38 protein-coding genes are annotated in these 24056 nt (G+C 58.1%); 2 read left to right on the top strand and 36 right to left on the bottom strand.

Annotated elements, in window-relative coordinates:
- Window positions 1-53: 53 nt before the first annotated feature.
- The 16 genes from POR16_RS09980 to POR16_RS09910 all read right to left on the bottom strand — a co-directional run bounded on the left by POR16_RS09980 (window position 54) and on the right by POR16_RS09910 (window position 11877).
- Complete coding sequence (locus tag POR16_RS09980; protein ID WP_005893813.1) at window positions 54-641, bottom strand: tail assembly protein; 588 nt, start codon at window positions 639-641, stop codon at window positions 54-56.
- Entirely contained in the window at window positions 638-1420 is a 783-nt protein-coding gene (locus tag POR16_RS09975; RefSeq protein WP_054998220.1) for a C40 family peptidase, read from the bottom strand. The genes POR16_RS09980 and POR16_RS09975 overlap by 4 nt, the downstream gene beginning before the upstream one ends.
- Before the next feature lie 2 nt (window positions 1421-1422).
- Entirely contained in the window at window positions 1423-2121 is a 699-nt protein-coding gene (locus POR16_RS09970; protein ID WP_005897643.1) for a phage minor tail protein L, read from the bottom strand.
- Between the two features lie 36 nt (window positions 2122-2157).
- Window positions 2158-2502: a phage tail protein gene (locus POR16_RS09965; RefSeq protein WP_005897641.1), complete on the bottom strand. Its 345-nt coding sequence runs from the start codon at window positions 2500-2502 to the stop codon at window positions 2158-2160.
- Entirely contained in the window at window positions 2502-5078 is a 2577-nt protein-coding gene (locus tag POR16_RS09960) for a phage tail tape measure protein (RefSeq protein ID WP_005897639.1), read from the bottom strand. Before POR16_RS09960 ends, POR16_RS09965 begins: the two co-directional genes overlap by 1 nt.
- Before the next feature lie 47 nt (window positions 5079-5125).
- Window positions 5126-5278 carry a hypothetical protein gene (locus POR16_RS26280; protein WP_474200106.1) on the bottom strand — a complete coding sequence of 51 codons (153 nt, stop codon included), beginning with the start codon at window positions 5276-5278 and terminating at the stop codon, window positions 5126-5128.
- 50 nt (window positions 5279-5328) lie between these two features.
- Complete coding sequence (locus POR16_RS09955; protein WP_122358036.1) at window positions 5329-5766, bottom strand: phage tail assembly chaperone family protein, TAC; 438 nt, start codon at window positions 5764-5766, stop codon at window positions 5329-5331.
- Window positions 5767-5775: 9 nt separating this feature from the next.
- On the bottom strand, window positions 5776-6276 hold the full coding sequence (locus POR16_RS09950; protein WP_005893573.1) for a phage tail tube protein: 501 nt from the start codon (window positions 6274-6276) through the stop codon (window positions 5776-5778).
- A 63-nt stretch (window positions 6277-6339) separates the two neighbouring features.
- Complete coding sequence (locus POR16_RS09945) at window positions 6340-6708, bottom strand: DUF3168 domain-containing protein (protein ID WP_003407814.1); 369 nt, start codon at window positions 6706-6708, stop codon at window positions 6340-6342.
- Entirely contained in the window at window positions 6708-7193 is a 486-nt protein-coding gene (locus tag POR16_RS09940; protein WP_122355165.1) for an HK97-gp10 family putative phage morphogenesis protein, read from the bottom strand. Before POR16_RS09940 ends, POR16_RS09945 begins: the two co-directional genes overlap by 1 nt.
- Entirely contained in the window at window positions 7186-7524 is a 339-nt protein-coding gene (locus POR16_RS09935) for a phage head closure protein (protein WP_005897630.1), read from the bottom strand. The genes POR16_RS09940 and POR16_RS09935 overlap by 8 nt, the downstream gene beginning before the upstream one ends.
- Window positions 7524-8000 (bottom strand): head-tail connector protein, encoded by a 477-nt coding sequence (locus POR16_RS09930; RefSeq protein WP_005897628.1) that lies wholly within the window; start codon window positions 7998-8000, stop codon window positions 7524-7526. The genes POR16_RS09935 and POR16_RS09930 overlap by 1 nt, the downstream gene beginning before the upstream one ends.
- Before the next feature lie 3 nt (window positions 8001-8003).
- The gene (locus POR16_RS09925; protein WP_005897627.1) at window positions 8004-8420 is read right to left on the bottom strand and encodes a hypothetical protein; all 417 of its coding nucleotides are present in this window, start codon (window positions 8418-8420) and stop codon (window positions 8004-8006) included.
- A gap of 50 nt (window positions 8421-8470) precedes the next feature.
- Complete coding sequence (locus tag POR16_RS09920) at window positions 8471-9856, bottom strand: phage major capsid protein (protein WP_005897625.1); 1386 nt, start codon at window positions 9854-9856, stop codon at window positions 8471-8473.
- 11 nt (window positions 9857-9867) lie between these two features.
- Entirely contained in the window at window positions 9868-10710 is an 843-nt protein-coding gene (locus POR16_RS09915; RefSeq protein ID WP_005897623.1) for a head maturation protease, ClpP-related, read from the bottom strand.
- A 3-nt stretch (window positions 10711-10713) separates the two neighbouring features.
- Window positions 10714-11877: a phage portal protein gene (locus tag POR16_RS09910; protein ID WP_420028959.1), complete on the bottom strand. Its 1164-nt coding sequence runs from the start codon at window positions 11875-11877 to the stop codon at window positions 10714-10716.
- On the opposite strand from POR16_RS09910, the gene POR16_RS26550 reads away from it, so the two are divergent.
- The gene (locus POR16_RS26550; protein ID WP_154897054.1) at window positions 11858-12169 is read left to right on the top strand and encodes a hypothetical protein; all 312 of its coding nucleotides are present in this window, start codon (window positions 11858-11860) and stop codon (window positions 12167-12169) included. The two genes, POR16_RS09910 and POR16_RS26550, sit on opposite strands and share 20 nt — an antisense overlap.
- 8 nt (window positions 12170-12177) lie before the next feature.
- Here POR16_RS26550 and POR16_RS09900 read toward each other — a convergent pair whose 3' ends face one another.
- The 20 genes from POR16_RS09900 to POR16_RS09810 all read right to left on the bottom strand — a co-directional run bounded on the left by POR16_RS09900 (window position 12178) and on the right by POR16_RS09810 (window position 23028).
- On the bottom strand, window positions 12178-13911 hold the full coding sequence (locus POR16_RS09900) for a terminase large subunit (protein ID WP_005897617.1): 1734 nt from the start codon (window positions 13909-13911) through the stop codon (window positions 12178-12180).
- On the bottom strand, window positions 13912-14397 hold the full coding sequence (locus tag POR16_RS09895) for a phage terminase small subunit P27 family (protein ID WP_005897614.1): 486 nt from the start codon (window positions 14395-14397) through the stop codon (window positions 13912-13914).
- 167 nt (window positions 14398-14564) lie between these two features.
- Window positions 14565-14960, bottom strand: coding sequence for an HNH endonuclease (locus tag POR16_RS09890; protein WP_005897612.1), 396 nt, complete (start codon window positions 14958-14960; stop codon window positions 14565-14567).
- Window positions 14951-15130: a hypothetical protein gene (locus POR16_RS09885; protein ID WP_005897610.1), complete on the bottom strand. Its 180-nt coding sequence runs from the start codon at window positions 15128-15130 to the stop codon at window positions 14951-14953. Before POR16_RS09885 ends, POR16_RS09890 begins: the two co-directional genes overlap by 10 nt.
- Window positions 15131-15180: 50 nt before the next feature.
- Window positions 15181-15546 (bottom strand): hypothetical protein, encoded by a 366-nt coding sequence (locus POR16_RS09880; protein ID WP_005897608.1) that lies wholly within the window; start codon window positions 15544-15546, stop codon window positions 15181-15183.
- A 3-nt stretch (window positions 15547-15549) separates the two neighbouring features.
- Window positions 15550-15684, bottom strand: coding sequence for a hypothetical protein (locus POR16_RS26780; protein ID WP_005897606.1), 135 nt, complete (start codon window positions 15682-15684; stop codon window positions 15550-15552).
- Window positions 15685-15709: 25 nt separating this feature from the next.
- Window positions 15710-15940, bottom strand: coding sequence for an Acb2/Tad1 domain-containing protein (locus tag POR16_RS09875; RefSeq protein ID WP_005897604.1), 231 nt, complete (start codon window positions 15938-15940; stop codon window positions 15710-15712).
- Between the two features lie 55 nt (window positions 15941-15995).
- Window positions 15996-16334, bottom strand: coding sequence for a hypothetical protein (locus POR16_RS09870; RefSeq protein ID WP_024691600.1), 339 nt, complete (start codon window positions 16332-16334; stop codon window positions 15996-15998).
- Window positions 16334-16705 carry a DUF3450 domain-containing protein gene (locus POR16_RS09865; RefSeq protein ID WP_122381105.1) on the bottom strand — a complete coding sequence of 124 codons (372 nt, stop codon included), beginning with the start codon at window positions 16703-16705 and terminating at the stop codon, window positions 16334-16336. The genes POR16_RS09870 and POR16_RS09865 overlap by 1 nt, the downstream gene beginning before the upstream one ends.
- A gap of 540 nt (window positions 16706-17245) precedes the next feature.
- On the bottom strand, window positions 17246-17629 hold the full coding sequence (locus tag POR16_RS09860; RefSeq protein ID WP_005897596.1) for a hypothetical protein: 384 nt from the start codon (window positions 17627-17629) through the stop codon (window positions 17246-17248).
- A gap of 2 nt (window positions 17630-17631) precedes the next feature.
- On the bottom strand, window positions 17632-17952 hold the full coding sequence (locus POR16_RS09855) for a hypothetical protein (protein ID WP_042933094.1): 321 nt from the start codon (window positions 17950-17952) through the stop codon (window positions 17632-17634).
- Window positions 17949-18320: a hypothetical protein gene (locus tag POR16_RS09850; protein ID WP_005897592.1), complete on the bottom strand. Its 372-nt coding sequence runs from the start codon at window positions 18318-18320 to the stop codon at window positions 17949-17951. The genes POR16_RS09855 and POR16_RS09850 overlap by 4 nt, the downstream gene beginning before the upstream one ends.
- 2 nt (window positions 18321-18322) lie before the next feature.
- On the bottom strand, window positions 18323-19600 hold the full coding sequence (locus tag POR16_RS09845; RefSeq protein ID WP_005897590.1) for a tyrosine-type recombinase/integrase: 1278 nt from the start codon (window positions 19598-19600) through the stop codon (window positions 18323-18325).
- Window positions 19597-19908, bottom strand: coding sequence for a hypothetical protein (locus POR16_RS09840; RefSeq protein ID WP_005897588.1), 312 nt, complete (start codon window positions 19906-19908; stop codon window positions 19597-19599). The genes POR16_RS09845 and POR16_RS09840 overlap by 4 nt, the downstream gene beginning before the upstream one ends.
- A complete protein-coding gene (locus POR16_RS09835; protein ID WP_005897586.1) occupies window positions 19905-20336 on the bottom strand; it encodes a VRR-NUC domain-containing protein in 432 nt (143 codons plus the stop codon). Before POR16_RS09835 ends, POR16_RS09840 begins: the two co-directional genes overlap by 4 nt.
- A complete protein-coding gene (locus POR16_RS09830; protein ID WP_005897584.1) occupies window positions 20333-20638 on the bottom strand; it encodes a DUF1364 domain-containing protein in 306 nt (101 codons plus the stop codon). The genes POR16_RS09835 and POR16_RS09830 overlap by 4 nt, the downstream gene beginning before the upstream one ends.
- A complete protein-coding gene (locus POR16_RS09825) occupies window positions 20635-21381 on the bottom strand; it encodes a replication protein P (protein WP_005897582.1) in 747 nt (248 codons plus the stop codon). Before POR16_RS09825 ends, POR16_RS09830 begins: the two co-directional genes overlap by 4 nt.
- Window positions 21378-22139 carry a helix-turn-helix domain-containing protein gene (locus tag POR16_RS09820; protein WP_005897580.1) on the bottom strand — a complete coding sequence of 254 codons (762 nt, stop codon included), beginning with the start codon at window positions 22137-22139 and terminating at the stop codon, window positions 21378-21380. Before POR16_RS09820 ends, POR16_RS09825 begins: the two co-directional genes overlap by 4 nt.
- Window positions 22140-22267: 128 nt before the next feature.
- Complete coding sequence (locus POR16_RS09815; RefSeq protein ID WP_122381109.1) at window positions 22268-22690, bottom strand: phage regulatory CII family protein; 423 nt, start codon at window positions 22688-22690, stop codon at window positions 22268-22270.
- A gap of 128 nt (window positions 22691-22818) precedes the next feature.
- Complete coding sequence (locus POR16_RS09810; RefSeq protein WP_122381106.1) at window positions 22819-23028, bottom strand: helix-turn-helix domain-containing protein; 210 nt, start codon at window positions 23026-23028, stop codon at window positions 22819-22821.
- An 89-nt stretch (window positions 23029-23117) separates the two neighbouring features.
- Between POR16_RS09810 and POR16_RS09805 the strand changes: the two genes are divergently transcribed.
- Complete coding sequence (locus POR16_RS09805) at window positions 23118-23951, top strand: S24 family peptidase (protein WP_005897574.1); 834 nt, start codon at window positions 23118-23120, stop codon at window positions 23949-23951.
- Window positions 23952-24056: the final 105 nt, after the last annotated feature.

Below are 24056 nucleotides of genomic sequence, written 5' to 3'. Positions count from 1 at the left end.
CCGCCCCCAGAAAAAGAAAAACCCGCCGAAGCGGGTCTGGTGTTACCTGATGATCAAACCTGATCTTGTGTATAGATGCCGCCCGACTCGACGGCGCCGCCAATCTCGCGCTCGCCGTACAGCACCGGGTAGGGATTGCCCTGAGCAACGGTGGTGACGGCCCCGCCGAACCCATAGCTAGGGTTGTTGCCGTCGTCATTCTTATTGCCGGTAGTAGCGGTGGTCGTGGGGGAAAGCATCTGCACAACCCCGCCAAGCCCGACAGCCGCGCCAGCAGCGAGCAGGCCCACGCCAAGCGCTGTAGTTGTGCCGCCGGTGAACAAGCCGCCTACAACCAACGCGACACCCAGCACGACCTGGAACAGGCCAGCCTGCTTGCTGCCTTGGATCAAGGGCACGATACGAATATCGGTGTTATCGCTGCCCTGCATGTCGAATTCGGCCTCGCCGGCGTTGCGCTTACCGCAGAAGACGCTGAACACCAGTCCGCGCTCTTCGCCCGTCCGCAGGAATTTCTCGAAACCTGGTTTCATTGCGCACAGGGCGTTCACCGCATCCCGCACGCTGTGTACGTCGATGCGGTACTCACGCCCGAAGTGCTTGCGCAGCACGCCGTACAGCTTGATGGTGCGCATGGTCATGGGGTGTATTCCTTGTGGCGCAGGATCAGTTTCACGCGGTTGGCCATCGACCAGCCGTAAACCTCCCGGGCAGCCAGGCGGCCGGGCATGTGGTGGTAGATGAACGGACCAACGCCGCCCAGCGCCGGAGCGTCCTCGCTGTGCAGGCTGGCATCGGCGCCGAGGTAGATCGCGGCATGATTCGGGAAGTGGCAGGGACGACCTACAGTTGGTATCTGAAAAATTAGCATGTCGCCTCGCTGGGGCTGCTCAACCCGGACGAAGCCACATGCTTCATAGTTGTCTTCGTAATGGCTCGGGCTGTCAGGATCTTCCCACCACAGCTCTTTGCGTTCGAAGTTCGGCAGCGGCAGCGCGGCCTCGCGTGCGTACCAGTCGCGGCAGGCCGACCAGCAATCGAGCAGGCCATGCGAGAAGTCCCGGCCAAGCAGCGGAGCCTGGAACCCGGTCGGCTTGAACCACTGAATATCGCCGCCGGGCCAGCCTACAATCGCCCAGGGCAGTTCGTGCAGCTCGCAGCTGACCAGATCGGTCATGCTCGGCGTGGCGGCTCGGTCCGGGTGGCTGTGAACGATCGCCAGTACTTCGCCCCGGTCCTCTGCTGCCGCCGCGTCGTGTTTGTCGATCAGGAAGTGCTGCAGCGGGTCGGTGGCCACGTTGCCGCACGGCACATACTCGCGGCCTGCATCAGTCTTGATCAGCAGCCCGCAGGCCTCGGCCGGGTGTGACTGCTCGGCGTGCGCCCGCATGGCATCCTGAAGCTTTTGATTGATTCGCATGGTTACCCCTTGGCGATCAGGCTCGCGCCCATTGATCCGCCGAACCGGCGGGTATTGCCGCGCAACTTGCAGCTGCTCCACCAGCCGCCGCAACGGTCCAGCGCAGGGTTGTCGGTGGGTTCGTTCTTCTTGTCGAACATCGCGGTGCCGGTGTAAGCGCAGGCCTCCTGCCGGTACTGGCCGCGCATGGCCCAGCGGCACAGCTTGGTGATCTGCTGGGCAGGAAGCTGCTGGCCTTCCATGTCGATGGGGCTGGACAGCTCGAACCCGACCGTCGAGAAGTTTTCTTCGGTCTTCTGCTCGATTTTCCACAGACTGATGCGGCTCTGATCGGCAGCGTCCGGATTGCCGCCGTCGAAGTTCGCGGCGTCAAGGAAATGCTTGAACGTCTCGATCACCTTGAAGTCCGCGCCGGCAAGGTCTTTGAACTGAAGGCAAATCGCTGAAACTGCTTGTGGAATTCCCGACAGCTCGTTGGCCAGCATGAGCTTCGGGGTTGCTGGCCGGCCATCACCTCGGATATCTAAGCCGGTGACCTCAATCTGGATCGGGGAATACAGCTGGTCCTGCCAGATGATGTCGCCCTCATGCTCGTGCCCGTGGAAGCGCCAGAGCGTTGCTCCAAGCCGGGTGGCATCCAATTCGTATAGACGAATCTGGTTGCCGGGCTCCAGTTTCTGGATGTCCGCGCTGTAAATCATGGTGGTTACCTACGAAAAACCCCGCACTCGGCGGGGTCAGGGTTTGAAGGTTTGCTTGAAGTTCGTGGACAGTGAGTGCATACCGTTGCCGAGGGTCGACAGTTTGTAGCCGTTTGCTGCGTATCGGCCTTGCCCGCTTCCCGGCGGTGTCCAGAGGAATGACTTGAAGCCCTCATGCCGATCAAGGAAGTCCTGAACCTGCTGGAGCTTCTGGCCCGCGCCGAACCGCCCGGTCACCGTCACGTCCCACGCCTGCGATTTGGTGTTGATGCCTACGCCGCCTGCCTGGGTGTAGCCGTCGCCGAAGTCGTTCGACCAAGTGCGCTGCTTCACGTCCCCGGACGCGCCGACCTGTACATCAAAATCGAATGTCTCAGCCATTACGCGACGCGCCTCCAAAGTAACCCGCCCTGCCCCATTTCACGCTGCAGAACGCTGCGCACCTCTTGAGCCAACGCTTCGCCAGCAGCTTTACCCTGTCGCATTGCATCTGCATCGCTGACGCCGGGCTGGGCCTGCACGGTAACGGGTGCGTTGATTGTGATCGGGGTGCCGCCAACCCCGCCAGTCCCAGACTTGTCAGCCAGGTAATTGGTCAGATCGCGGTTCTGGTTCGGGTTGAGCACGCGCTCACCACGATCGAGCAGCCAGGTGCCTTCCTTCGGGATATTGTCTATACCGTTGTGCGCCATACCCATCAGCGCGGAAGCGGAAACAGAAGCGACCATTGGTGCTGTTGCAGCTGCAGCAGCGAGCGCGGCGGCCGGCGCAGCAGCTGGACCGATCAGCGGAATACCGGCGGTCGATGCGTAAGCGTTCAGCGCTGCCTGCGCAGACGCTGCCTGCGCGTTGGCGATCAAGCCGGTGGCCGCCGCCGATTGCCCGCTTTTACCAACGAGCAGTTGAATGCCCTGATAGATCAGCCACTGCGCCGCCATGTCGCTCAGAGCATTGATAACCGACTTGGACATGTTCCCAGTGAAGTCAGCGATAGCGTCTCCAGCGTCCTTTGCACCGGTGACCACGTCGGAAAACACGTTACCCAGGCCGCCGGTCAAATCATCTAGACTGCCAGACACGAAATCGGCCGCGATCGCAGAATAGTTTTCGGCGGCGTCCACATAGTGTTGCCAGGCATCACTTACGCCGGCCATCCAGTTGGACTGGGCCTCGTCGAGCTGATTGTAATAGTCCTGCTGGATGACCATTCGTTCGGCCAGCACCTCGGAGAGCATGCCGGTCTCATTGGCGTAAAGCTCGGCGCTGATATCGCCGGAGTTGCGCTGCGCCTGAAGGTCTGCAGCCTTGCGCGCGTAATCCTCCTGAATGGCCATATCCTGCTTCAGGCGGTCCCGGGCCTTGTCGCCCATCCCTGCGCCAGCAAGCTCCATATCGAAGCCGCCGCCTGTGGCAGCATTCTCATCCTTCAGCGTGGCAAGGAAGCTAACCGCCTTGGCCTCTTCCTCGTTCGCTACCTTGAGTTTTTGGAGAGCATCCAGCTCCGATGCCAGTCCCTCGAGGCGCTTCTGCTGAACAGCGTTGATCCCGACCAGCTTGCCCGATGCAACTTCGAAGCGAATCTTGTCCACTTCCGTAGCGTTTTTCTGCTCGTCCTTGCTGGTATTGATCAGCGCGATCTGACGCTGCAGGTCGGTCTCTGAACCCTTGACGGTATCGCTCAGTTTCTTCGCCGCCGACGCGGCGTCCTTTGCAGCCTGCTTGGCCGCTTCCAGAGCTTTAGGATCGACTCCGCTGCCCTTTCCACCCTGATCACTGAAGCCGGTACCACCAAATAGGCGCTGGTACTCGCCCGCAGCAGCCCGCGCATCGGTGATGTATTTCTGAATCGTATCGCCCGCGAGGGGCGTTTCGAGACTTTCCTTGATCCCAGCTGCCGCCTCAGCGGCAGCGCCAAAGTTCACTTTAGCCTCATCGCGCAGGCGCGCACTGTCTGCTATGAACTGTTTGGACACATCACCAATGGTGAACTTTGCCAAACCCGCCGCGACATCCGCCATCATCGAAGATGTATAGCCAACTGCCGTCGCATACATACCTACAAGGGTATCCGAAACGATCTTGAATACTCTCGTAACTCCATCGCCAGCGCTAACGACAAATGCAGTTGCGGTAACGAGCTTGTCGCCCATCTCCCCCACGACCTTTGTTACACCGCCGCCCGCTTTGACGCTGTCGTTAAGGTCTTTTGTCAATTGCTGAACCACTGGCATGAAATCATCAGCGATCTTGTTTTTTGTCCCCTGCAAGTTCTGCATGAGCCCCACAAGCTCGCTCGAAAACTGTTTCGAGACGGCTATGGTTTGAACGCTGAGAATAGCGCCGGCGGACTCCGCAGCATCGCCCAGCTGCTTGAACTCTTTCCCACTGTTGCGCAATAAGGGAACGAGCGCACTAGCCTCGTCGGCAATGCCTTCCATATAGAAGGTCATTTCAGCCTGGGAGACATTCGCTTTCTCAAGGGTCGAAACATACAACTGAAGAGCTTCGGCGCTGTTGAGCTTTTTGAAACTTTCCGCTGTCACGCCGACCTTCGGCGCGATGACCTCGAAGAAGTCTTTCAGCTCGCCGCCGCCGGTGTTGAAGAAGTCGCCCAGCTTGTCGTTGGTATCCTTGAAGATGTCCGCGAGCTTGTCCTGCTCAACGCCAACAGTTTTCGCGCCCGCCGCGTACTTCTGGAACTCGGTTGTTCCAAGACCAGCCAGCGCTGCAAGGTTGGAGATTTCCTTAGCGCTGCCGGCCGTGTAGGCGACCAGCCCTGTCAGAGCGGCAGGGACAGCTGCGATGGCAACGCCCACACCCTTGGCCAGGTTTTCAAAAGACTTGGCAATTTCCGCGTTGCGTTTCTTTGCCTCTTGGCTCGCCCTGTCAAGAGGGCCAGTGAAGGAACCGATCCTGGCCACCAAATCCAGCGTGAGCGTGCCCAGTGACTTGCTCATTCAACCCGCCTCCAAAGGTAAAGCCCGCTGTGCGGGCCTTTTAAGTTTTATGCCCAGCTTTCCATAGCCTGCTCGAGACTGATGGGCGGCTCGACCTCATGCTGCATGAAGTCGAAAATCTTGTACGGACCGTCCTTGTAATTCACGTTGGCGTACATCATTGCGAGCAATGCCGATCCGCGTTCCACCCGCATGCCGATGTTCAGAGAGCCACGTAGCGCCCGGTACTTCAGCCAGGACCTGAACTCATTCAGGCTGAGGGTTTCCTTGGCTTCCGCGATCGTACGCCCGCCGATGCCGGCGAGGACGAGCTCGTGCCAGAACTCTTCTTCGCCGGAGAGGGCGCCGTCTTTCCCAAGTTGTTGACCTGGGCGATGACTGTCAGCAACGCGAAAGTCAGGCTGGGGTCGAGCGAGCCACGCGTTGGATCAGCTTCACCGGTGATGTCTTCAACCGTGAAGACGGGCTTCCCCTCTTCGTCGCAGATACTTGCGGCAATTCGGCCCGCGTGAACCTGCACCTTGCCAGCGGCGGATAGCGCATCGTTGATCGCCGTTTGAAACCCCAGCGGCCTGACGTAGACCGTGGCGACGATTTCTTCTTCGCCCTGCTGCCATTTGATTTCTTTCTCAACGGGGCGGCCGGTAAACGCACCGACGCCGCGCAAGCTTTCAAGACTTAATTTCATCGCGATGCCTTATGCGTTAGCCGACTTGCGAATCCAGGCGGAGCCGCCGGAGCGCTGGATGGTGCCCGCAGTCTTCACAACTGTGTTTCCTGCGAAGTCGAATGGGAAGTCGGCGACATAGCCGTCGAACACGAACCAGGTGCGTGTCGGTGGCAGCTCGAAATCATCGCCAGCCGCATTTAAGGTGGGCTTGATATCGAAGCCATCAGCCCAGCCAACGACCCACGACGTATTTTCGACCGAGTCATCCTCGGAAAGCTGGTAAAGCCGGACGTGCGAGGCGTTTTTCGGATCAGCGTCTACTGAGAACGAAGCCTGTCCAGGCGTGCGCAAGCCGCGCAGGTATCGCCTTACCTTGTCACTCAGGCACGTAATTTCAACTTGGTCTGCTGGGTTGCCGCCCGGGTTGAACGCTGTAATGCATTCCACCTCGACAACCTCCAGCTTTGTCGGGTCTGCGGTTGTAGGCACCAGCGCATACATCTGGGTGCCTTGAGTCAAAATCGCCATTGTGTTCTCCAAATGTCGGGCATGAAAAAACCCGCTCATGGCGGGCTGTAAAGTTGGTTGGGACTACCTGAGCACTATCCAGTCGACATCGAAACTCGACCGGTACAACTTTGTTTCGGCGTCTTTGCTCTCGCCGCCCCAGCGGACCACATAAGCTTGCAGCTCAATGGCGTTGCTGATTGCGGCGGTCACAGCCCTCGCATCGCTGCCAGTGGCTGCATATACGTCGACCTGCAGCGTGAAGCTGTCGGCGTCAGGACGGCCTGCGAGGTAGTTTTCTGGGCTGCCGGTGATGAGCTGCCAGACTGCATACGGCTTCGCCACGCCTTCGGGTGCATCATCGAACGGATAGAGCCTGGTGGGGCTGACGCCGAGGAGTGCCGTCACGCCTGCGTCAGCAGCGCATACCGCGAATATGGGTGCATATGACATCACGCCCCCCCTGCGGCCTTGGCCGCTCGTTTAATCGCGCGGTCAATGGCCTTCTCGTATTCAGTGATGAATGTGTTGGTTGCCTCCGCTATGTTGTCGGCCAAGGCTTTTCGCGCGAATGGATCCGCCCGCATTTTGGAAGTACCGAATTCGATCAGTCGCCAATGAGGCGTCGCAGCGTTCGCAGATTTGTCGCCGCCTTTCTTGAGGACAGCGCCTTGCAGGACACCAACCCGGAAACCCAGGTCCCCGCTCGACTTGAACAATTTGCCGTTCCAGCGAAGCGCGACGTTGTCCGCAATAGATCGGCCTGTTTCAGGGTCGTCTATCCATTTCGCGCCTTCCTTCATTTTGTTGGCCACCAGCTGGGCAGCCTTACGCAGCGCCGACCTACCGCCTTTACGCTTCATGTCCTGAGTGATTGATTCGAATTTCCCAACGAGAGAGTCAATACCCTCCAGTTGGAAATCCACTGAGTCAGCCATCGTTGACCCCCTTGGCCACCAAGATGGTGAGATAGTCCAGACCTGAATCGGGATCGGGCAAAGGCGGGCCTTTGATGTCGTAGACATCACCCCGGTAAAGGATTCGCATCGTCGGCAGCACGCCGACTCGGTAGCGGATAACCATCCTCGCGGTCGCCTCCGACTGGCTGGCCTGGGCAGCAATAAAATCTCTGGCGCTCAGCGGCTCGACCGCTGCGGGGACTTTGTCCCACACCGTCTGCCAGCTCGCCAGCTCTTCACCGGTCTTAGGGTCCTGCAGTCGGCCCAGCGCCTGGAACGTTATGCGATGTCGAAGTCGTCCGGCACGCATTACACGCCCATCCTGATGCGGTATGGCATGAGTAAAGACTTGGACGCCAGCGGCATCTCCGTAGCAGTCGTGCCAATTACCACTTCCTCGCGGTTGGCGAACAGGTGGCCCAGCTTGAGTAGACAAGCAGCCTGAATGGCAGGGTTGATCACTATTCCGAAATCGTCCATGTCGATGGACTCATACGAATCGGCCAAAGCCTGGCGCGCCCGCTCCACTAATGTGCAGCGTATGTCGGCGTTCTCTGGCAGCTCCGCCTCCGTCTTCGCCGCTTGATAGGCAGAACGGGCCTCACGTATGCGATCAACGGTGCCAACCTTGGCGGATTCGGCAGACTCTTTGTCGGCATAGAACCGGCGCTGCAAAAACTGCATAGCGGCTTCCTCAGCCGCGCCAAGCAATGCCTCCACAAGCGGCTGATCTTCGGATTCGGCGTGCAGGTGATGCATGGCCGTTTCTATGCTGATGACGGGCATGCGTCACTCCTGAGGTGGTTGGTGCTGCTCGGGTTCCGGAATCAAATTCTCGCCTTGAACAGACGGTCCTTCGATAGCGGCATCAGGCTCAGGATTCGCGGCGAGATCCGAGGCGGTGGAGGCCGAAAGTTTGGCTAATTCGCTTTCGGCCTCTTCCTTCTTGCCGATGAAGTCGCCGAGCTGAGCGCCTTCAGCGTCGACAATGATCCAACGCTGCCCCTTTTTCGCAACCGTCAGCGCCGAGCGCTCACTGAAGTTCGACGTTAAAGCGTCTCCAACCTCGCCTACGATCTTGCAAAGCTTGAGTTGCTCCAGCTCCTTGGCTAGCCATACAGGCGCGGCATAAGGCTCGTTGTCGGTGTCACGGATGGAGCCGCGGTCCTCATATGCACGCAGCGGCTTTATCAATAAATCTGACATGTATCACCTCGGTGGGCAGGCGGTGCCGCCCACTTTAGGGGTTGGGCAGCTTAAGCCGCAGCGGCCGCAGCCGTGAGCTTGCCAGTGACGAAAGCTTCGGTACGGTAGATGGCAAACGCTAGGCGTTCTTCAGCGCGAAGCGTGACCATGTTGTTCTCAAAGTCCTTGTCGTTCTCGGTGGAAATCAAAACTTCAACTTCCATCCGGTCGAAGATCTGCGCACCCAGTTTGAAGGCACCTACCAGGAAGTCGTTTTGCTTCATGGCTTGGGTTGAGACTACTGGGCGATTCCACAGACGAGCTGCAGTGCCTTCCTGCGGCTGACCGATCAAATAGCGGCCCTGGCTGTCTTTGATCAATTCAATCAGCGCCCAGTCAGTTGGGTTCAGCACGATGCCATCCGAAGGGAACTCTGCCAGCTCAGCTTGCAAAAGGGCCAAGCGAAGTCGGTCGATGCGCTGTTCGCCGGTAACGGTCCAGCCAGCCGGAGACGTGTATTGATTCGCTACCGGAACAAGCCCTTGCAGATTTGCACCAGCCCCGCTGCCGTACAGCAACTGGGACTCTTCAGTGAGCAGCAAGCCATACCGAGCCCGCGCATCGATGTAGCTCTGCAAAGCCTTTGCGTCATCCAGAATCTGACGCGAGGCTTTGAACAGGTGGGCGATAGTACGGACCGACGCTGTAACCAAGGCGGTCGTGATTTCGGAATACGGCTTTGCAGAGCCCTCCGCTACGATCGCAGCATTGTTTGTAAAGCCTGTCTCGCGGACGTACTCAAGCGAGCCAGCCTCGGTCTGGCCGGGGGCAACCAGATCGCGAATGGTGGCCCGACGCATGCCCGGCAGCGCAACAGTGTCCAGGCGCTCAGTGGCCGCCAAGCCACCGGCAGATGTGGTGGTGATCGCGGCGCGAGGTACGGAAACGCGACGGGAGCCACGGAACGACGAATTGACGCCTTCCATATGTTCGCTGGTAACGACCAACTCGCCAGCGGACTTAGGGGTCTCGTTGCGCTGTGTGTCACGGTTGGCATTGACAAGCTTTTGCTCGGCTTCCAGCACGCGAGCCTGCAGTTCGCCCTGCTTCATCAACAACTCATCGACCTTGGCCGACGTTTCTTTGCTCAGGCCCTCATGGCGATCGACATTCTTCTGCGCCTGCTCGGCATGTGCCTTGAGCTGATCACCGATGTCCTTGAGGTTGGCCTGGGTCTGCTTGTACTGGGTTTCGATGTCATCCTCACCGATTTTCCCCATCTGAGCATTCCAGCCGCGATATTGAGAGGTTCCACGTTTTACGAGCGCAGTGGAAATACCCACCAGCAAAAGCGAACCCATAACTGCTTCGGGCGTGGCACCGAAGGTCAGCGGGATCAAGGCAGCGATAGACAACACAGCCATCAAGAATGCCGGGGACAGACGAAATTTCATCATTGTGTGAAGCCTCATACGGGAAAGGAAAAGTTAAGTTTCTGCAGGGGTGGCAGGTCCAACTCGACATCGCGGGGCTTATCGGACGAGGCAGCGTATTGCGTACCCCCGCCAGCAGCGCGCGGCGTGCTGGACTTGAAATTGGCGAAGAGTTCGCGGCGTTCGCTGCGGGCCATTCCGGCTTTTGCCAAAGCGATATCCATAGCCTTCAGCGCGTTACTCTGCTGGGCCTGCTCGTCTTCACGCTCGGTGATTTCGTCAGAAGAGAGAACGGCCGTTGCAAAGCCGAGCTCAACTGCTCGGCGGCCGCGTATGAACGTCTCGTCATCCATCATCTCGGCAATGTCAGCAACGGCCTGGCCGCTGCCTTCCGCGTAAAGGTCGGCCATCGCAGCGTCGAACTCTTCCATCGTGTTCGCGACATCGCGCAAGTCATGGCGGTTTCCGACTGCAAGCGTCCAGCAGTTGTGGATCATGAGAAACCCGCTGCTCGCCACTTCCCGCTTTGCGCCGGCCATGTAAATCACCGACGCAGCCGAGGCGGCCAAGCCCAGGACCTTGGTTGTGATCGGCTGGCTGTGCTCGCGGAGCCGGTTGTAGATGGCCAGGCCTTCGAACATGTCGCCACCTGGCGAGTTGATATAGACGGTGGCTGGCTTATCGCCGATTGAGCGTAGAGCCGCGTCGATACGCGAGACGGTAACGCCTTCCCCATACCAGTCCTGGCCAATAACGCCGTAGATGGTGATGGTATCGCTGGTGGACTCCACGGCCGCTTTGATGGCGGGATTCCATCTGTCGAGCGCGCGCGGGCTCAGCTCGCAGTTAAAACTGCCAGCCTTGGATTTTGGTTGCATGGTTTATTCCTTCGAGTTTGCCGGCTGATCCAGCCAGTTCTGTAGAGCTGCCCTTGCGGCTTGCCCGTCATCGCCCTGACCCAGTTTGTCGATCGGCGAAAGGTTGGTTTGCACAGTTAGCACACCGGCATTTCCGCCCATTTTGGGCAGGTTCTCTTTCATGCGGCATTCGTCGCGGGTGTAGATGCCGTTTTGCACCATGCCCGAGTACAGCGCCGCACGGGCGGCGCTATCAGCACGCATCAAGCCTTCGATGGAAAACTCAGGGTAAATCTGACGGCGCTGCGCAGGCGCCAGCAGACTACGACTGATCCCCTCCTCGATGCGGCGCATATAGCTGCGCAGCGTGAAGGTCAAAAATCGCAGTAGTTTCTGCTCAAGGCCGGTACCCCAATTCGATGCCTTATCGCTGTAACCGACCAGCGTCGGGTCCACCATGTAAAAGCGGCAGATCTCCTCGGCGCTGTACTCTCGAGATTCCAAAAGCTGAGCGTCCACTGGATTGATACCAATCACTTTGGCGGAAACACCCTTTTCCAGCACCGGTGATTTACCGGCATTCATCGCCCCGCTGATGCGTTGGACATAGTCGCGAAAATCGTCGCGCTGCTGCTTATTCAGCGTTGCATCAACCTCAAAGGCCACGGTTTGGTGCATGCCGTTTTTGAACGTGGAGCTCGCAACGTCCTCTGCCGACATTGCCGCGCCGAACACGTCTGCGCCGTAGGCGATGGGTGAGAGTCCGATTTGCCCATCCAGAGAGAACGCCGGAATATGCATCATGTTGCTGCCAGCAATATCTCGGAGTTGCCCGTTTTTTTCCCGGTACCGGTAAAGAATCTCGCCGTTGTCCGCTACATCCAAATCCATTCGGTTGGGCAGCAGGAACTCAAGCGCTACGATCCGGCCGCTTATACGGATGATCTCGACAAAGGCGTTACCCCGCAGCAGCATCGAAGCCACTACGGCTTCCCAAAACTGCACAGCAGTCATGCGGCTGTTCGGGTTGGTGTTGAGAATCCAGTGCAGGTCATTGTCGCCGGCCACTTCACGACCGCCATCAGGCATGCGCCGGTATAAGCCAAGCGGCAGAGTTGCTATCGTTTCGGAAATGAGGCGCACGCAAGACCAGCAAGCGGCCAGACGCATGGCTTTGTTGATCGTCACGGTTTTGCCGTTGGCGGATGTGCTGCCCACGGTTTGCGCCCAAATGCCGGAAGCGCTGCCGGAGAGAGACCTGCCCACCCAATCGATTATCGATGACCGAGGCGCGCTAATTGCGCCGTTCAAGACGGATTTAAAAGACTTAGCCACCGGTCAGCCCCCTTCGAATGAAAGCTGCCGCGACGAAGCACGACGAAGCGGCGGCAAGAAGCGCCCAACCCATGCCAAGCAGCACGTAAACGCCTGCCACGGCAAGGGCAAAGCCCAACACTGCAGTCAGCAGATAAATGATTGATGCTGTGTTCATTCGAATATTGGGTCCCGGATTGAATCCATGAATCGGTCCACGCCGCCATCGCCGACAACGACTTGCATCATCGCCCGACCGACCGACATGATAAGTGCGACAGCGCCATCGATCTTGTTGTCATCGCCCTGTTTGATGGGCCGTACTACGTCGTCGTTACCGGGCATGTTTTTGCCGATCACGTTGCCGATACACCAGGTCATGATTGGATTGCCGTCATGGTGGAACCTTCCAGCGGTGATAGCCGCTTCCAGCTCTTTCATGGCGTCGGACATGTTGGTGTAGTTCTGGGTGATGGTGATCGGATTGAAACCCTCGTCGTCCAGGTCATGGCTCAATCCAGTAGCACCGTGAGGGTCAATCGGCGATTCACGCAGCGGTGCGTGGTGATTCGCCTCTTTGGTGTCTTCAAGGATTTCGCGGTAATCGATCTCGGCACCATCGGTAACCTCGAGGTGCTTCGAGTTCAGCCAGGCCTGGAAGCGCTCGGACATGCGCTTGTTGTCGCTATCGAACGCTGTGTCGTATGGCACCCAGAACTTTGGAGCCACGCTGTAATAGTGAGTCTTTCCGTCGATCACCCGCCAAAACAGACGCGCCCTCGAGTTCATGTCCAGCTTTCGCGCAAGGTCGAAACCGGCAATCCACTCCTGGCCCTCGAACTGATCGAGCGTAAGGGAGGTGTCCTCGCAGGACTTCCAATCCTCCATGTTGAAAAAGCCGGACTTGGCACTGACCCACAGGTTCAGATGCTTTGTCTTGAACGTGTTGGTAAAACGCGCAGATCGAATAGCACGAGCCTGCTGGCTCTCTAGATACTCCTGAAACACGGATACGCCGTGGTTGGGGTTGGCCTTGGCCAGCATCTTGGGGTCCGTCCAGTCGTCGCCCTCATCAAGTGTCCAGATCCAGCCGAACAGCTCTTCGTCTGGAACTGTGCCGGCCAGCATCTCGATCACCTGGCGGCGCTTGTCGTAACAAGGCCCCTCGATGTCAGCGCCGGCCGTAGTGATGATGAACATCAGCGGCTGACGCCTTGCCCCCATGCCGGTGAGCATCGTGTCGTACTGAGCGGAGGTTGGGTGTTCGTGGTATTCATCGACGATCGCGCAACTGGGTGATGCACCATCCCCTGGGTTGCCGATCAACGGCTCGAACCGGCTGAAGTCGGACGGGATGTTCATGTTCGAGGCGTTGACCTCAATGCCCGCTGCCTGGATCAGCATCGGCGATTTCGTCACCATCAGCTTTGCAGGTCTGAAAACCTCCCAGGCCTGCTTCTCGGTTGTTGCGCCTGAATAGACTTCGGCTCCGAACTCATCGTCGGCCACGAACATGCCAATGCCTACGCCACCGGCAACAACCGACTTGCCGTTCTTGCGCGGCACTTCCCAATAGCTCTCGCGGAACCGACGGTGCCCGCCCTTCTTCTTTACCCAACCAAACGTCACGGCCAGGCCGAAGAGTTGCCATCCCTCAAGAGTGATCAACTGGCGCTTGAACGCCCACTCACCCTTGGTATGCGGCAAGAGCTGAATCAGCTTGAGTTTTTTCTCAGCCTTCGCCGGGTCGAACTTGAATCTGAACCCGCGCTTGCGACTGGCTGCCAGATCGTCGAAGTGGCGCTGCACGGCCTGATGAATGTAGCGGCAGGCCGGCACCTTCCCGCGCAACAGAGACCGTCCCCAAACCATCGCCTTATCGACGTTGGGGTGGGCGGACTTGGCCATTTACGATCTCAGTAGTTGGGCGAACTCGTTGGTTTCTTTTTCCTTGTTGCCGCCGATAAGGCGTGTCCTGCTGGCCGGGTCCAGGCCCAGCATCGAACCGAACGTCACCATTTGGCGCATCGTTTCGTTCGCAGCGGTGAGCGCCGGGTTTTTCATCGGGCCGCCGGTGGCACCAGTAACGACAATACCGTGCTGGCGGACCGACTCCTGTGCCATCCGCCAGTTGTCGTATGCAACGCAGAACGCTTCGACGTTGTGTAAATCAGTTATCGCAACCACGTTTTCACGCAGAAGCTCGGGAACAATCATCTTCCACATCTGCGAAGCGCGGTCGCTGAGCCACTCCGGCGGATCAACATTTGTGATCTTCGAAAAAGCGGGTTCGGCCTTATTCAGCGCGCGTTTGCCGGGATTTCCGGCGAGTGCTTTCTTGGCGGTCGGCTTGGGTTTGCGACCACGGCCGGCGACCGTGGCGGTACCTCCCATCGCGCAACTCCAGATTTTTTAATTTCGCGGGTGTAAAAAAACGACTGAGGGCGCGGTCTAGAAGCGTAAGGCCCCAGACTTTTGACCCGCCCCCACCGCACCAGAACAGGGCTCGCACCGTATCGGTGCATTTTCGTGAAAAATGGCGAGAATCGTTCTCGTTTCGGTCAGCGAGGCCGGGCAGACTGGGTGTTGCCCCATCCGCCGTCCTCTGCCGCCGTCTTCGTGCTATGGCATGGATGACACATGGCCTGCCAGTTGGATCGATCCCAGAACAGGTCCATGTCACCCTTGTGAGGAACGATGTGATCAACGTCTGTCGACGCTGTGACACGTCCAACGCGCTCGCACTCTACGCAGAGCGGATGCTTAGCCAAGAAACCCTTGCGGGCCTGTTGCCACTTGTAGCTGTAGCCGCGCTGGCTGCTGGTCTCGCGTTGCTTCTCACGCTGCTTCACTTCGAACTGCTTACCTACATCCTTATGGGCATCACAGTACCGGGGGTTGCGGGTCAATGTGTTGCAGCCCTGGGCATTGCATGGCTTCTGCGGCCTCAACGGCATGGTGTGCCGTCCAGATAGGTGCGGGGCTGGGTATCGGGGTCTTCCGGCTCTTCTTCACTCAGTGCGTCGATCAGCAGCGTCTGTTGCTCTGCCATCCGCTGTAGCAGCTGGGTCTGCTTCATCTGCTCGGCCAGGATCTGGCTTAACAAGGAGTTGCTGTGCTCGTTCATATGCCACCTTGCTCCACTTCTTGATCCACTCGCGCCGGGCTTCGCAGCCACTACATGCCATGAGGTGCAAGCTCTTCGCCTGTATCGAGCAGCACCGTGCCGTCGGTTGGGGCTGGCGTGTCGGGATCTGCATATTTCGCCATTGCATAGCGGCGACGCTCATCATTCAGCGATGTGCAATCCACCACGCATGTGTCGGCTTCAGCAGCGATGATCTGTACGGTTTGTGGGTGCACCTCAATAATCGCTTTCCAGACGTCACCGGCCTCAGCGCGCAGCGTGATACGGGTGACGCCGGTGAGCTCACTGCCATCAGACAGAATTACCTTGGTGCCTTGCGCCAGGTGCGGACTGCCGGGGTGCGACTGGGGGCCTGGAGCGATCGTGGCCACCTTCAGTGTGTTGGTGTCATTCATGCGTTACTCCACAGTGCAGCGCGGCCAGATCGACCGGGCAAAGGCAAGCGCACCTGCTTGATCGAGGGCGCACTCCAGAAGGATCATCGGGAATGGTTTGTAGCCGGGCGTGGTGACCATCCAATTTTTCTTGGTCATGGTCACTCCGTGGCGCAGCTGTAGATCAGCTAAAAGGGTCGACAGGCTTCGCGATCGAGCGCACAAACCACATGAAGCCCTGTTGCAGGTTGGTCTTGGCCAAAGCTAGCAATCGAGGATCAACGCCTTCAATCTGGCCTATCTGCTTGAACAGCTCGCCGGTATCAGCCTCCAAGGACTTGATCGAGTTCATACCGTTGATTTCCGACTGGCTTAGGTCGCGGTAGCCAGTAATTTTCTTGTGCTGGTTATCCATGATCTTTTCTCTGTCGTTCGTGAAACGAAATGGCAGTGTCTGATTTTTTAGCGCTTTACGGCGTCTGCCGCTCTACCGCCTCGTTGACCTTGTCGGCAGCCTTACTGGCTGCCTCTGCCGCTTCCGTGGCCTTACCCGCTGCGCCCTCAACCTTTACGGCTGCTTCGGTAGCGGACTTGGCAAGCTTGTTCAGACGCATATCACGCTGAATGGTGGCCTCGTCATAACCCCGGCGCACTTCAGCGACCTGGCCGCTGTACCAGCTGGCGAGATACCACTGCGATGCGCCGAAGCCCAGCGCGAACGATCCAATCACCAAGAGTGAGGCAATGACCCAAACCTCCACGCTGCGCCACCAGCGGCGAGCAATGAAATCAATTGCGCATCTTTCCATCAGTTGATACCTCCGAGGCGCGAACGCAGTCGAGCGATCTCATCACTCTGCGTGGTCACCTTGTCAGTGAGCTGAGCTACATGGCTGGTAAGGGCTTCAATCTTTCCTTCCATCCGGCCAACAGCTGCAGCCAGCTCGTTGCGCTCTTTGGCGAACTGATCAGCTCTGGCCTCGGCGTCTTTGCGCGCCTGGCGTTCAGAGTCGAGCAGTTCGTTGAGCCGGCGGACTGTGCCGATGTCGGCGTTGTCCATGGCGCGATCGGTCGCATCCCGGGAGAGGAATTTCCTCAACCACAGGAAGCCACCCAGCAGGATTGTGCCCGTACCGCCCAGCCAGGTAGCTGTGCCTGGGCCGAGGTCGGTTGGGTCCATCGTTACTCCGGATTTAAAAAGGGCCGTGCGGGAACGGCGAATTGGTCAGCGGGTACAGAAGACATTTAGGTAACTCGTCAGGCGAGATGTAATTGATCGCCTACACTCTCGACTCCATTAGCGAGGGCATCCAATAATGCAAAAGTTGTATTCAATTCATTACAGGCTAAACGGAACACCTAAAGAAGAGCCCGTTATTTGGACTAATGCCAACGAGCATCCCCTCACCGAGTTTTCAGCGCTTCAGATAATCACGGCTAAACACGGCCTACTCCCAAAGGGGGAGCCCGTTAGGAGAGACCTTTATGAAGAGAGCAAGGAACTGGGAATCACAGATGTTCGAGTACTCGAACGCACGAATTCGAACAGCCCCGAATGAGGCCTGACCATCTATGGCGTCAGAGATTACGAGTTGTTGAGTGAATCCCAGCCACAAAAAAAGCCCAGCACTTAGCTGGGCTTAATCATCAGGGGTGCCGCGCTGGAACAGCTGAACACCGTGCCATGAAAACAGAGCTATTCCATATGGACAACTCTTTTTTACGCTGCCGCCCGAACTCCTTCTAAATAGCAATCCACCCAAGCTGCACCGGCTTTGATCAGCTCGCGGGCCTTGCCTTCGCTCATTGCAAAGTGACGACCTACCCGGATCGCTGGCCACTTCGCGCCGTAGTAGAACCAGACCATGTCGCCCATCTGCTGGTGACGGTTACACAGGGCAGCTACGGCCGCGTCCACTAGCCCGGCAAGCTCGTCGGTGATCACATACGACTTACCGGGCATAGGCATGGCATCCCGCATCAGGGCGAGCGTGGGCGACGCGTAGCTGGGCACACCCATACCATCCATCCTCCAGTAGCCCCACTGCTCAAGCATGTTTTCAGTTTCACCCAGCGGGCGGTGCAGCGTGTTGCGAGTCATCATGGTCAATCCCCTGTGTAATTCGATCCACCGGCACCGCGGCGGTTGTTCTGGCTGTAATACGCGCTCGGGCCACTGTTTCCAGCCGAGCGCCTCAATTGTTCGACCTGGCTATCAGCGGCCTGCAAGCGGATGCTGAGCTGGGTCACCAGCACCTCGAGCGACAGCGCTTCGCCTGTTTCAGCAGCGACCCAGCCCGATGCGTTGCACTGCACGCAGGCCATTTCGTGGAAAACACCCTTTACCACTGCTCGGCCTCGGCAGGCCGGGCACTGGGCCAAGTCAATTTGAGCCGTGCGGAAAGCCGGACCATGACTTTTCTTCACGCCCGATCTCCCGCTGCGATAGCTGCATCAACTGATTCGTCGATACGCTCACGCCAGCCAGTTACACGACTCAAGGCATGGACCCGAACCGGGTTTTCATTTCTCCACCCATCAACGTCCTGCTGCGCATTTTCGCGCAACCACCAATAACGTTCGGCACTACTGCGCAGCACCTGATTCGCGACGATCAAAGCCAGGATGGCGGATGGAGTCGCTACTTTTACGAAGTCAATAAATGCCACTTCGTCGGGACCATAGCTGCGGTACTCATTCCAAGCGTCGCCGGGTAGGTATTCACCGGCCAAAACGCAAGCCTTGGCCAGCCGTTCCAGCTCGGCAAGGTCCGGTAAGTCCGCTTGAATATCCATTTTTAAACCTCGCCTATGGTGGTGTTGGCATCTGCGCTACAGGCCACGTCATCCGTAGGGTGTAGGTGATTATCAGAATCTTCGAATCTAAAGCCGGTCAATGTGTGAATGAGGCCGAAGCCCTTTCCGTCTAGATGGGCGTTCCACTTCTCCAATGCAATTCGCTTGCGCGCCATGACGCCCGACTGGACGTAAACCTTCACGTTGTGGCCCATGGCATGGTTGATCAGCAGCTCACCGATCAGATGGTCGATACCGATGTCTGCCCAGCAGGTACGAGCCAGTTTGCGAAGGTCGTGGCTGGTCCACTCACCCCTTCCAACCCGAGCGAATACCGCACTGGCTCGGCCCTCACTGAGCCCTTCACCGCCGCGACCCGGGAACAGGAATTGTCCGTCGTAACCGGTGGCCTGCTGTTTGTCGCGATACCAGATAAGCAACTGCCGCGCCTGATCTGTCAGCGGCAGATGATGCTCGACGCCGGTCTTGGTGTTCTCGCTTGGAATGAACCACTCACGCTCAGCCAGGCTGATGTGGGACCAGCGGGCCAACCGAGTTTCACCGATGCGCGTGCCGTGGCAGAGCATCATCACGGCCAACATGCCGTCGTGCGGATTGGACTCTATGACCCCGGCCAAATGGTGGAGCAGGTCCTGCAACTGGGTGCCGCGCAGCCTTGAAGCCTTGATGCCGACCTTGGCTGTTGAGAAGTCTTTGAACTTGATGTCCTGCATCGGGTTTGCCGATATCAGCCGCAGCTTGAATGCCTGCCGGAACGCCAAGGCGAGCAGTTGGAAGGCGGAGCGTACGTAGTCGATTTCAACGGTCTGCTGCATCGGCCAAATCAGCCGGCTGTCCAGCGTGGCTTTGTCGATGCTGGCCAGCGCAATATCGCCCAAGCATGGCATGAGGTGACACCTGAGCATCGACGCACTAGTGTCCTTGCGTTTCTTCGACAGGCTTCGGTCGAGCGAATACCGCTCGGCGAACCAGCACAGCAGCTCACCTGTAGTTGCCCATTTGGAGAGCGTTGAGTTGGCACCAGCCTCGATGCGAAGCCGAATACCAGGGAGCGCAGCCACGACCTGTTTCGCCGACAGATCGGGGAAACGGCCAATCAGATTCCATTTGCCCTTGCTGACCAAGTACCACGACGCCCGGTCGCGATCCCGCGTAAAGCGCAGGTACAGGCCTCGGTTCTCCACGTCACGCAGGTCACGCTCGGTGCCAGCGGCCTGGCGCTTGATTTCAGCGTCGGTGATGCGCACGGCGGCCGTCATGCTGGCTCCGCCTCCTTGCTTTTCTGCTGCTCTTTGACAGAGTCGTCACGCAGTGGCATGAGGTGGGTTTGATCAACCAGCGCCCAACCACTCAAGCCGAAGCACGATACGAGGCCTGCGCCGATTACAACCCAAGCGGCATGAACATCGCCGTTCTGAATAACCATGCCGTGGCGGGGCTCTCGCCATGTGCTGATTTGCTCTTGAGCCAAAAACTCTACCAACTCGCATACCTTGCCGACGTTGTCCGGAGTCATGTGCGCCCCGACGATCAGCGCCAGGTCGCCCGGCTTGAATTGATGATTCATGCTGCCACCACGGTCTGAGGAAGTCGGAGGTATGCGCGAATCTGCTCCATCGCGTCGAAGTGCCCACAGCAGATGATCGCCAGATAGCCTTGCTCGTTGAGCTGACGTATCCACTCGTACTGGCTGCCCGATACAGCGGCATCGTGCGGCGGCGTGGCTTTGAACTCGATGTACAGACCGAAGTACCCACCACGGGCCATCGGCAGCACCAGATCGGGCACACCGGCGCGCACGCCCTGCTCTTTCAGCTTGATCGCAACAAGCTTGTGCCGGTGTCCACCGTTGGGTACGTGATAGATCAGCGACGCCACCAAGGGCATACGCAACTTGAGCTCGCGCAGCAGCGCGGCCTGCTCCAGGCCTTCACGGTCGACGGACTTGGCGCGGGTGCGCTTCGGTTTAAACAACGTCATTTCGGCGGGCTTCATGGCTTCACCATCCCTTCACGAATCAGCGCGTCCTGGGTGCGCATGACTCCCTCGGCGTGGAACAGGCGGACTTCTTCACGGCTCAGCACCGCCGGAGCGCGCAAGCGGCCATCGGCTATGTCGTGGCAGTAAGCACACGCCCAAGCGGCCTGCAGGTCGTTTGGCTTGATGCCCATGCCGCAAGTGCCAGCGAGACGGTAATGGGCCAGAACCGTGGTAGAGGATTCGCTCGAGCAGCCTGGGTAACGAATCTGGCATTCGCGGTCACGCGCTGCGTTAGTGAGTTTCGTTTGCTTGTTCATTGCGCCGCCCTTCTGCCAAATTTCGCCATCAGCAGCTCACGCGCCTTTGCACCGTCTGCCGGGATTCCTTGTCGTGCGATCAGTGCGAGACTGACCCGCTCTGTCAGCTCTTCGGCCCGCTCGAATTCTGATTTCTGTCCGTCATGACCGATGCCAACTGCGATGTCTTCCAGCGACTGCCCCTGCACAAGCATGCGGATGGTGATGTCATAAGCGCGGTCGAACACCTTGCTGGCCTTCTCCGACGTCAGGTCGGCAAGGTTATGCATCTCGCACTGGAGCGCGGCGTGGCGTACTGCCTCGTGTGACCACCCCCGCGATGTACGGCGCGAGGGATGCAGTTTGAGAAGCGCCTCGCGAAATGCCCTGTCGTGAGATGGGATACCCAGCATTTCCGGAGTTGGCTGACACCACTTGATGAACTTGCCGACGCTGGGTGCGAAGTCGTTCCCATTCTGACGGCAGTTCTGCAGGCCATAACGGATCTGCTCCAGTGTGTTGATACCCGCAGCGATGAAAGCCTTGATCCAGCTACGCTTGGCAGCCTGCAACGCTGCATCGTCTGGCCACGCTTGCTTCCACGCCGGAAATATCGCCTGCAACTCCCTGAACAGCGCGTTCACAACGGACGCTGTGCCGGGAGGAAGTGCTTTCGGAACCGACGGCACGACAGGCGGCAGGTTGCCCATGCTGGTCATGAGCTGTGTAGCGCTCTGGGGCGGCTTTGGCTTGGCTTGGGTCATAGGTCACCAAGATCGTCAGACCAGGACGTGTCGTCGAAATTTGGCAAGTTCCCCTTGGCCCTTTCTTTTACGTACCAGCCCACCAAGCGATTACACCAGCCTGCGGGTGTGTCTACGGTGTTCTGTTTGGCCACAAACCAGCCGATGAAGCTGCGAATCATCGCGTTCGGGATATCGGTCGGCTTCACGCCAGCGATCTGGGCTTGGGCAATCAGGTAGCGGCTGTCGGGTGTCCAGTCAGCGAACATGGAAAAGCGCTGGCGATCATCGGTGTTCTCGAGGGCCTGCGCGTCCTGCTCGTCGATCAAGTCCGAAATCTCGCGCGGCTGCTGCTGTTCGGTTAATTGATGGTTAAGTGACGTATTGGGTGCAGATTTCGCACCCCGTTCGGTCGAATTCTGCACCCCGTTCTGCTGTGATTTGCACCCCGTGCCGTCATCTGCACCCCGTTCCGTCCGGGGTGCAGGATTTGCACCCCGCTTTATCGGCAAGTCATAGACGACTGGGCGTCGGTCATGACGCTCGATGTACACGGCGGCCAGCGCCTGATTGCCTGGAACGATCAGTTCAGACGCCCGCAATAGCTCAAGCTTGGATCGGACGGTGCGCTCGGAAAGACCAGTGTCTTCACTCAAGGTGGTGGCCGAAGGAAACGCCCCGCGTCCGTCAGTACCGGCGTAGTTGGCCAGGCATAGCAGCACATGCCGGGCGCTGGAATCAGAAAGGGTCACGCGTGGGATCTGTAGCGCCCACGACATTGCTTGAACGCTCACAGCCCTACTCCGATTGTTTTGCCTGTGTTGCCTTGCTCAGGTCTGGTGTGCATGCTTTGTCTCGCATAGTTGTGAAAAAAGCTGGTCTAGCCACCGGCTTTTTCGCCTGTAATTCAAGCGACCTTTACCGACTCTTCGAGCAGATCCAGCTTCTGGCGCGTGTGGCCAATCTCACGGCTGATCGAAGCCTTCTCCGTTTGGCACACACGCCCATCCTCCAAGGCGCGGCAGACCTCAAGGGTCACCTCGGCCATCTCAGAAGAAAGGTGCAGTAATGCCTGGTTAAGGCTGACTGGCTTCTGTGGGACTCGGGCTACCAATTCGAACCCAAACTCACGCGCCAGAACCTGAAGTGGACGATGGTCACCCGTGTGCAACATCAAGCCGAACAGGTGCTCAATGGTCAGGTGATGACCGTCGTTGTCGGGGTTAGCACGCTGCAGCAGGCTCACGTGCGAAAGCCCCATCTTTGCGGCCAAGGCTTTTGGCTCGTTTTCTTTAACCGTGGCCTGGCAGGCATCCAAAAAATCTTCCATACGTAAAAAACCTGTTTTGTTTCCGTGGCACCCGATGTTCATGCCGCACAATATCTGTTCATTGAAACGGCTGACCATGGCTCTTTTAACAGCCAGTGCGGGGCGCGACTTGTGGATGAGCAATGGGTTTAAGCGGCAGTTTTTCGTGTCGAGCTAGCAGGATCGTCCTCACGTTTAGCCACCAAGGCTCCTCTCGATTCTTTTTCCAGTACGCACTGCATTGGGTAGGAAAACCCACCCGCAGTACGGCACTGAGATACGCGGCTCGTAGTCACGCCAAGGGCATCGCCGACGGCGCGCTGGGTACTGAAGTGCTTCAGAGCTTCTTCGTAGGTCATGGTGATTCTCCGGTGTCATCCCCGAAGTTTAGATATCTTAACCAAACAAGGCAAGTTATCTAAACAACGATTTGTTTAGAATCCTAAATATGGAATTCAAAGATCGCGTCTCCGCGCGCATGAAGGCTTTGAGCCTCAACGCGACCGACATCAGTAGGCTGACGGGTGTATCTAAAGCAACCGTCAGTTTTTGGGTCTCTGGCACCAATGGTGCGAAGGGAAAAAACCTGCTCGCCTTAGCGAAAGCGCTTAAGTGCTCGCCTGACTGGCTGTCCGAAGGCAGTGGTTCCGCTATTGATGTCACAACAACTGAGCCGAAGTTCGGATCTACCAGCGCGGAATTGGTGGCCCATATGCTCGCCACCAAGGCGGGGAAAAATCTATCGGAGAAGGTGCGCGAGAGGATGTTGGCAGCAGCCGCAGAGCTCGAGTCAGATAGCACCGCAGAAAGCGATCAGACGTTGCTACCAGCCAGCTATGCGAACCTCCGCCCAAGGAAAGAAGAAATCCTAATCCCGCAGTACGACGTGCGCGGCGCAATGGGCCATGGTCAGGTGCCCGCCGATTACAACGAAGCGGTGCGAAACCTCGTGGTGCGGGAAGATATCTTGCGCGAGAAAGGCGTTTCGTATAGCTCTCCCAGCGCTCTGGCGATGATCACCGGCTGGGGTCAGAGCATGGAGGGCACAATCAACGACAAGGACCTCGTCATCGTTGATCGGGGCATCAACGAGTTCATCGGTGAGGGGATATACCTTCTGACTTGGCATCAGGAGCTGTACATCAAGCGGATGATGCGTCTGAATGAAGATCACTATCGGCTGATCTCTGACAACCAGCACTACGAGAATCAGACGGCAAGGATCGACGATGTGGCCATCCATGCCAAGGTTTTGTTTATCTGGAACGGCCGAAAAGTTTGACGATTCAGCAGGTTGGTTCCCTCCCCCAACCCCCCGTATTCGTCTCACCAGAACGCTCTACCCGTTTGAGGTCTTTGCCTGCACAATTTAACGCGGCCAATCGAG

It is taken from the genome of Pseudomonas coronafaciens pv. oryzae str. 1_6 (genome assembly GCF_000156995.2).
Classification (GTDB): domain Bacteria; phylum Pseudomonadota; class Gammaproteobacteria; order Pseudomonadales; family Pseudomonadaceae; genus Aquipseudomonas; species Aquipseudomonas tremae.
The sequence above is the reverse complement of the archived record's forward strand: the minus strand, read 5'-3'. Positions and strand labels throughout refer to the sequence as shown.

Excerpts from the sequence above, each read along its gene's own strand:
- POR16_RS09980 (WP_005893813.1), bottom strand. The coding sequence starts at position 641 with ATGACCATGCGCACCATCAAGCTGTACGGCGTGCTGCGCAAGCACTTC.
- POR16_RS09975 (WP_054998220.1), bottom strand. The coding sequence starts at position 1,420 with ATGCGAATCAATCAAAAGCTTCAGGATGCCATGCGGGCGCACGCCGAG.
- POR16_RS09970 (WP_005897643.1), bottom strand. The coding sequence starts at position 2,121 with ATGATTTACAGCGCGGACATCCAGAAACTGGAGCCCGGCAACCAGATT.
- POR16_RS09965 (WP_005897641.1), bottom strand. The coding sequence starts at position 2,502 with ATGGCTGAGACATTCGATTTTGATGTACAGGTCGGCGCGTCCGGGGAC.
- POR16_RS09960 (WP_005897639.1), bottom strand. The coding sequence starts at position 5,078 with ATGAGCAAGTCACTGGGCACGCTCACGCTGGATTTGGTGGCCAGGATC.
- POR16_RS09955 (WP_122358036.1), bottom strand. The coding sequence starts at position 5,766 with ATGAAATTAAGTCTTGAAAGCTTGCGCGGCGTCGGTGCGTTTACCGGC.
- POR16_RS09950 (WP_005893573.1), bottom strand. The coding sequence starts at position 6,276 with ATGGCGATTTTGACTCAAGGCACCCAGATGTATGCGCTGGTGCCTACA.
- POR16_RS09945 (WP_003407814.1), bottom strand. The coding sequence starts at position 6,708 with ATGTCATATGCACCCATATTCGCGGTATGCGCTGCTGACGCAGGCGTG.
- POR16_RS09940 (WP_122355165.1), bottom strand. The coding sequence starts at position 7,193 with ATGGCTGACTCAGTGGATTTCCAACTGGAGGGTATTGACTCTCTCGTT.
- POR16_RS09935 (WP_005897630.1), bottom strand. The coding sequence starts at position 7,524 with ATGCGTGCCGGACGACTTCGACATCGCATAACGTTCCAGGCGCTGGGC.
- POR16_RS09930 (WP_005897628.1), bottom strand. The coding sequence starts at position 8,000 with ATGCCCGTCATCAGCATAGAAACGGCCATGCATCACCTGCACGCCGAA.
- POR16_RS09925 (WP_005897627.1), bottom strand. The coding sequence starts at position 8,420 with ATGTCAGATTTATTGATAAAGCCGCTGCGTGCATATGAGGACCGCGGC.
- POR16_RS09920 (WP_005897625.1), bottom strand. The coding sequence starts at position 9,856 with ATGATGAAATTTCGTCTGTCCCCGGCATTCTTGATGGCTGTGTTGTCT.
- POR16_RS09915 (WP_005897623.1), bottom strand. The coding sequence starts at position 10,710 with ATGCAACCAAAATCCAAGGCTGGCAGTTTTAACTGCGAGCTGAGCCCG.
- POR16_RS26550 (WP_154897054.1), top strand. The coding sequence starts at position 11,858 with ATGGCTTTGTTGATCGTCACGGTTTTGCCGTTGGCGGATGTGCTGCCC.
- POR16_RS09900 (WP_005897617.1), bottom strand. The coding sequence starts at position 13,911 with ATGGCCAAGTCCGCCCACCCCAACGTCGATAAGGCGATGGTTTGGGGA.
- POR16_RS09895 (WP_005897614.1), bottom strand. The coding sequence starts at position 14,397 with ATGGGAGGTACCGCCACGGTCGCCGGCCGTGGTCGCAAACCCAAGCCG.
- POR16_RS09890 (WP_005897612.1), bottom strand. The coding sequence starts at position 14,960 with ATGCCGTTGAGGCCGCAGAAGCCATGCAATGCCCAGGGCTGCAACACA.
- POR16_RS09885 (WP_005897610.1), bottom strand. The coding sequence starts at position 15,130 with ATGAACGAGCACAGCAACTCCTTGTTAAGCCAGATCCTGGCCGAGCAG.
- POR16_RS09880 (WP_005897608.1), bottom strand. The coding sequence starts at position 15,546 with ATGAATGACACCAACACACTGAAGGTGGCCACGATCGCTCCAGGCCCC.
- POR16_RS26780 (WP_005897606.1), bottom strand. The coding sequence starts at position 15,684 with ATGACCAAGAAAAATTGGATGGTCACCACGCCCGGCTACAAACCATTC.
- POR16_RS09875 (WP_005897604.1), bottom strand. The coding sequence starts at position 15,940 with ATGGATAACCAGCACAAGAAAATTACTGGCTACCGCGACCTAAGCCAG.
- POR16_RS09870 (WP_024691600.1), bottom strand. The coding sequence starts at position 16,334 with ATGGAAAGATGCGCAATTGATTTCATTGCTCGCCGCTGGTGGCGCAGC.
- POR16_RS09865 (WP_122381105.1), bottom strand. The coding sequence starts at position 16,705 with ATGGACCCAACCGACCTCGGCCCAGGCACAGCTACCTGGCTGGGCGGT.
- POR16_RS09860 (WP_005897596.1), bottom strand. The coding sequence starts at position 17,629 with ATGATGACTCGCAACACGCTGCACCGCCCGCTGGGTGAAACTGAAAAC.
- POR16_RS09850 (WP_005897592.1), bottom strand. The coding sequence starts at position 18,320 with ATGGATATTCAAGCGGACTTACCGGACCTTGCCGAGCTGGAACGGCTG.
- POR16_RS09845 (WP_005897590.1), bottom strand. The coding sequence starts at position 19,600 with ATGACGGCCGCCGTGCGCATCACCGACGCTGAAATCAAGCGCCAGGCC.
- POR16_RS09840 (WP_005897588.1), bottom strand. The coding sequence starts at position 19,908 with ATGAATCATCAATTCAAGCCGGGCGACCTGGCGCTGATCGTCGGGGCG.
- POR16_RS09835 (WP_005897586.1), bottom strand. The coding sequence starts at position 20,336 with ATGAAGCCCGCCGAAATGACGTTGTTTAAACCGAAGCGCACCCGCGCC.
- POR16_RS09830 (WP_005897584.1), bottom strand. The coding sequence starts at position 20,638 with ATGAACAAGCAAACGAAACTCACTAACGCAGCGCGTGACCGCGAATGC.
- POR16_RS09825 (WP_005897582.1), bottom strand. The coding sequence starts at position 21,381 with ATGACCCAAGCCAAGCCAAAGCCGCCCCAGAGCGCTACACAGCTCATG.
- POR16_RS09820 (WP_005897580.1), bottom strand. The coding sequence starts at position 22,139 with ATGTCGTGGGCGCTACAGATCCCACGCGTGACCCTTTCTGATTCCAGC.
- POR16_RS09815 (WP_122381109.1), bottom strand. The coding sequence starts at position 22,690 with ATGGAAGATTTTTTGGATGCCTGCCAGGCCACGGTTAAAGAAAACGAG.
- POR16_RS09810 (WP_122381106.1), bottom strand. The coding sequence starts at position 23,028 with ATGACCTACGAAGAAGCTCTGAAGCACTTCAGTACCCAGCGCGCCGTC.
- POR16_RS09805 (WP_005897574.1), top strand. The coding sequence starts at position 23,118 with ATGGAATTCAAAGATCGCGTCTCCGCGCGCATGAAGGCTTTGAGCCTC.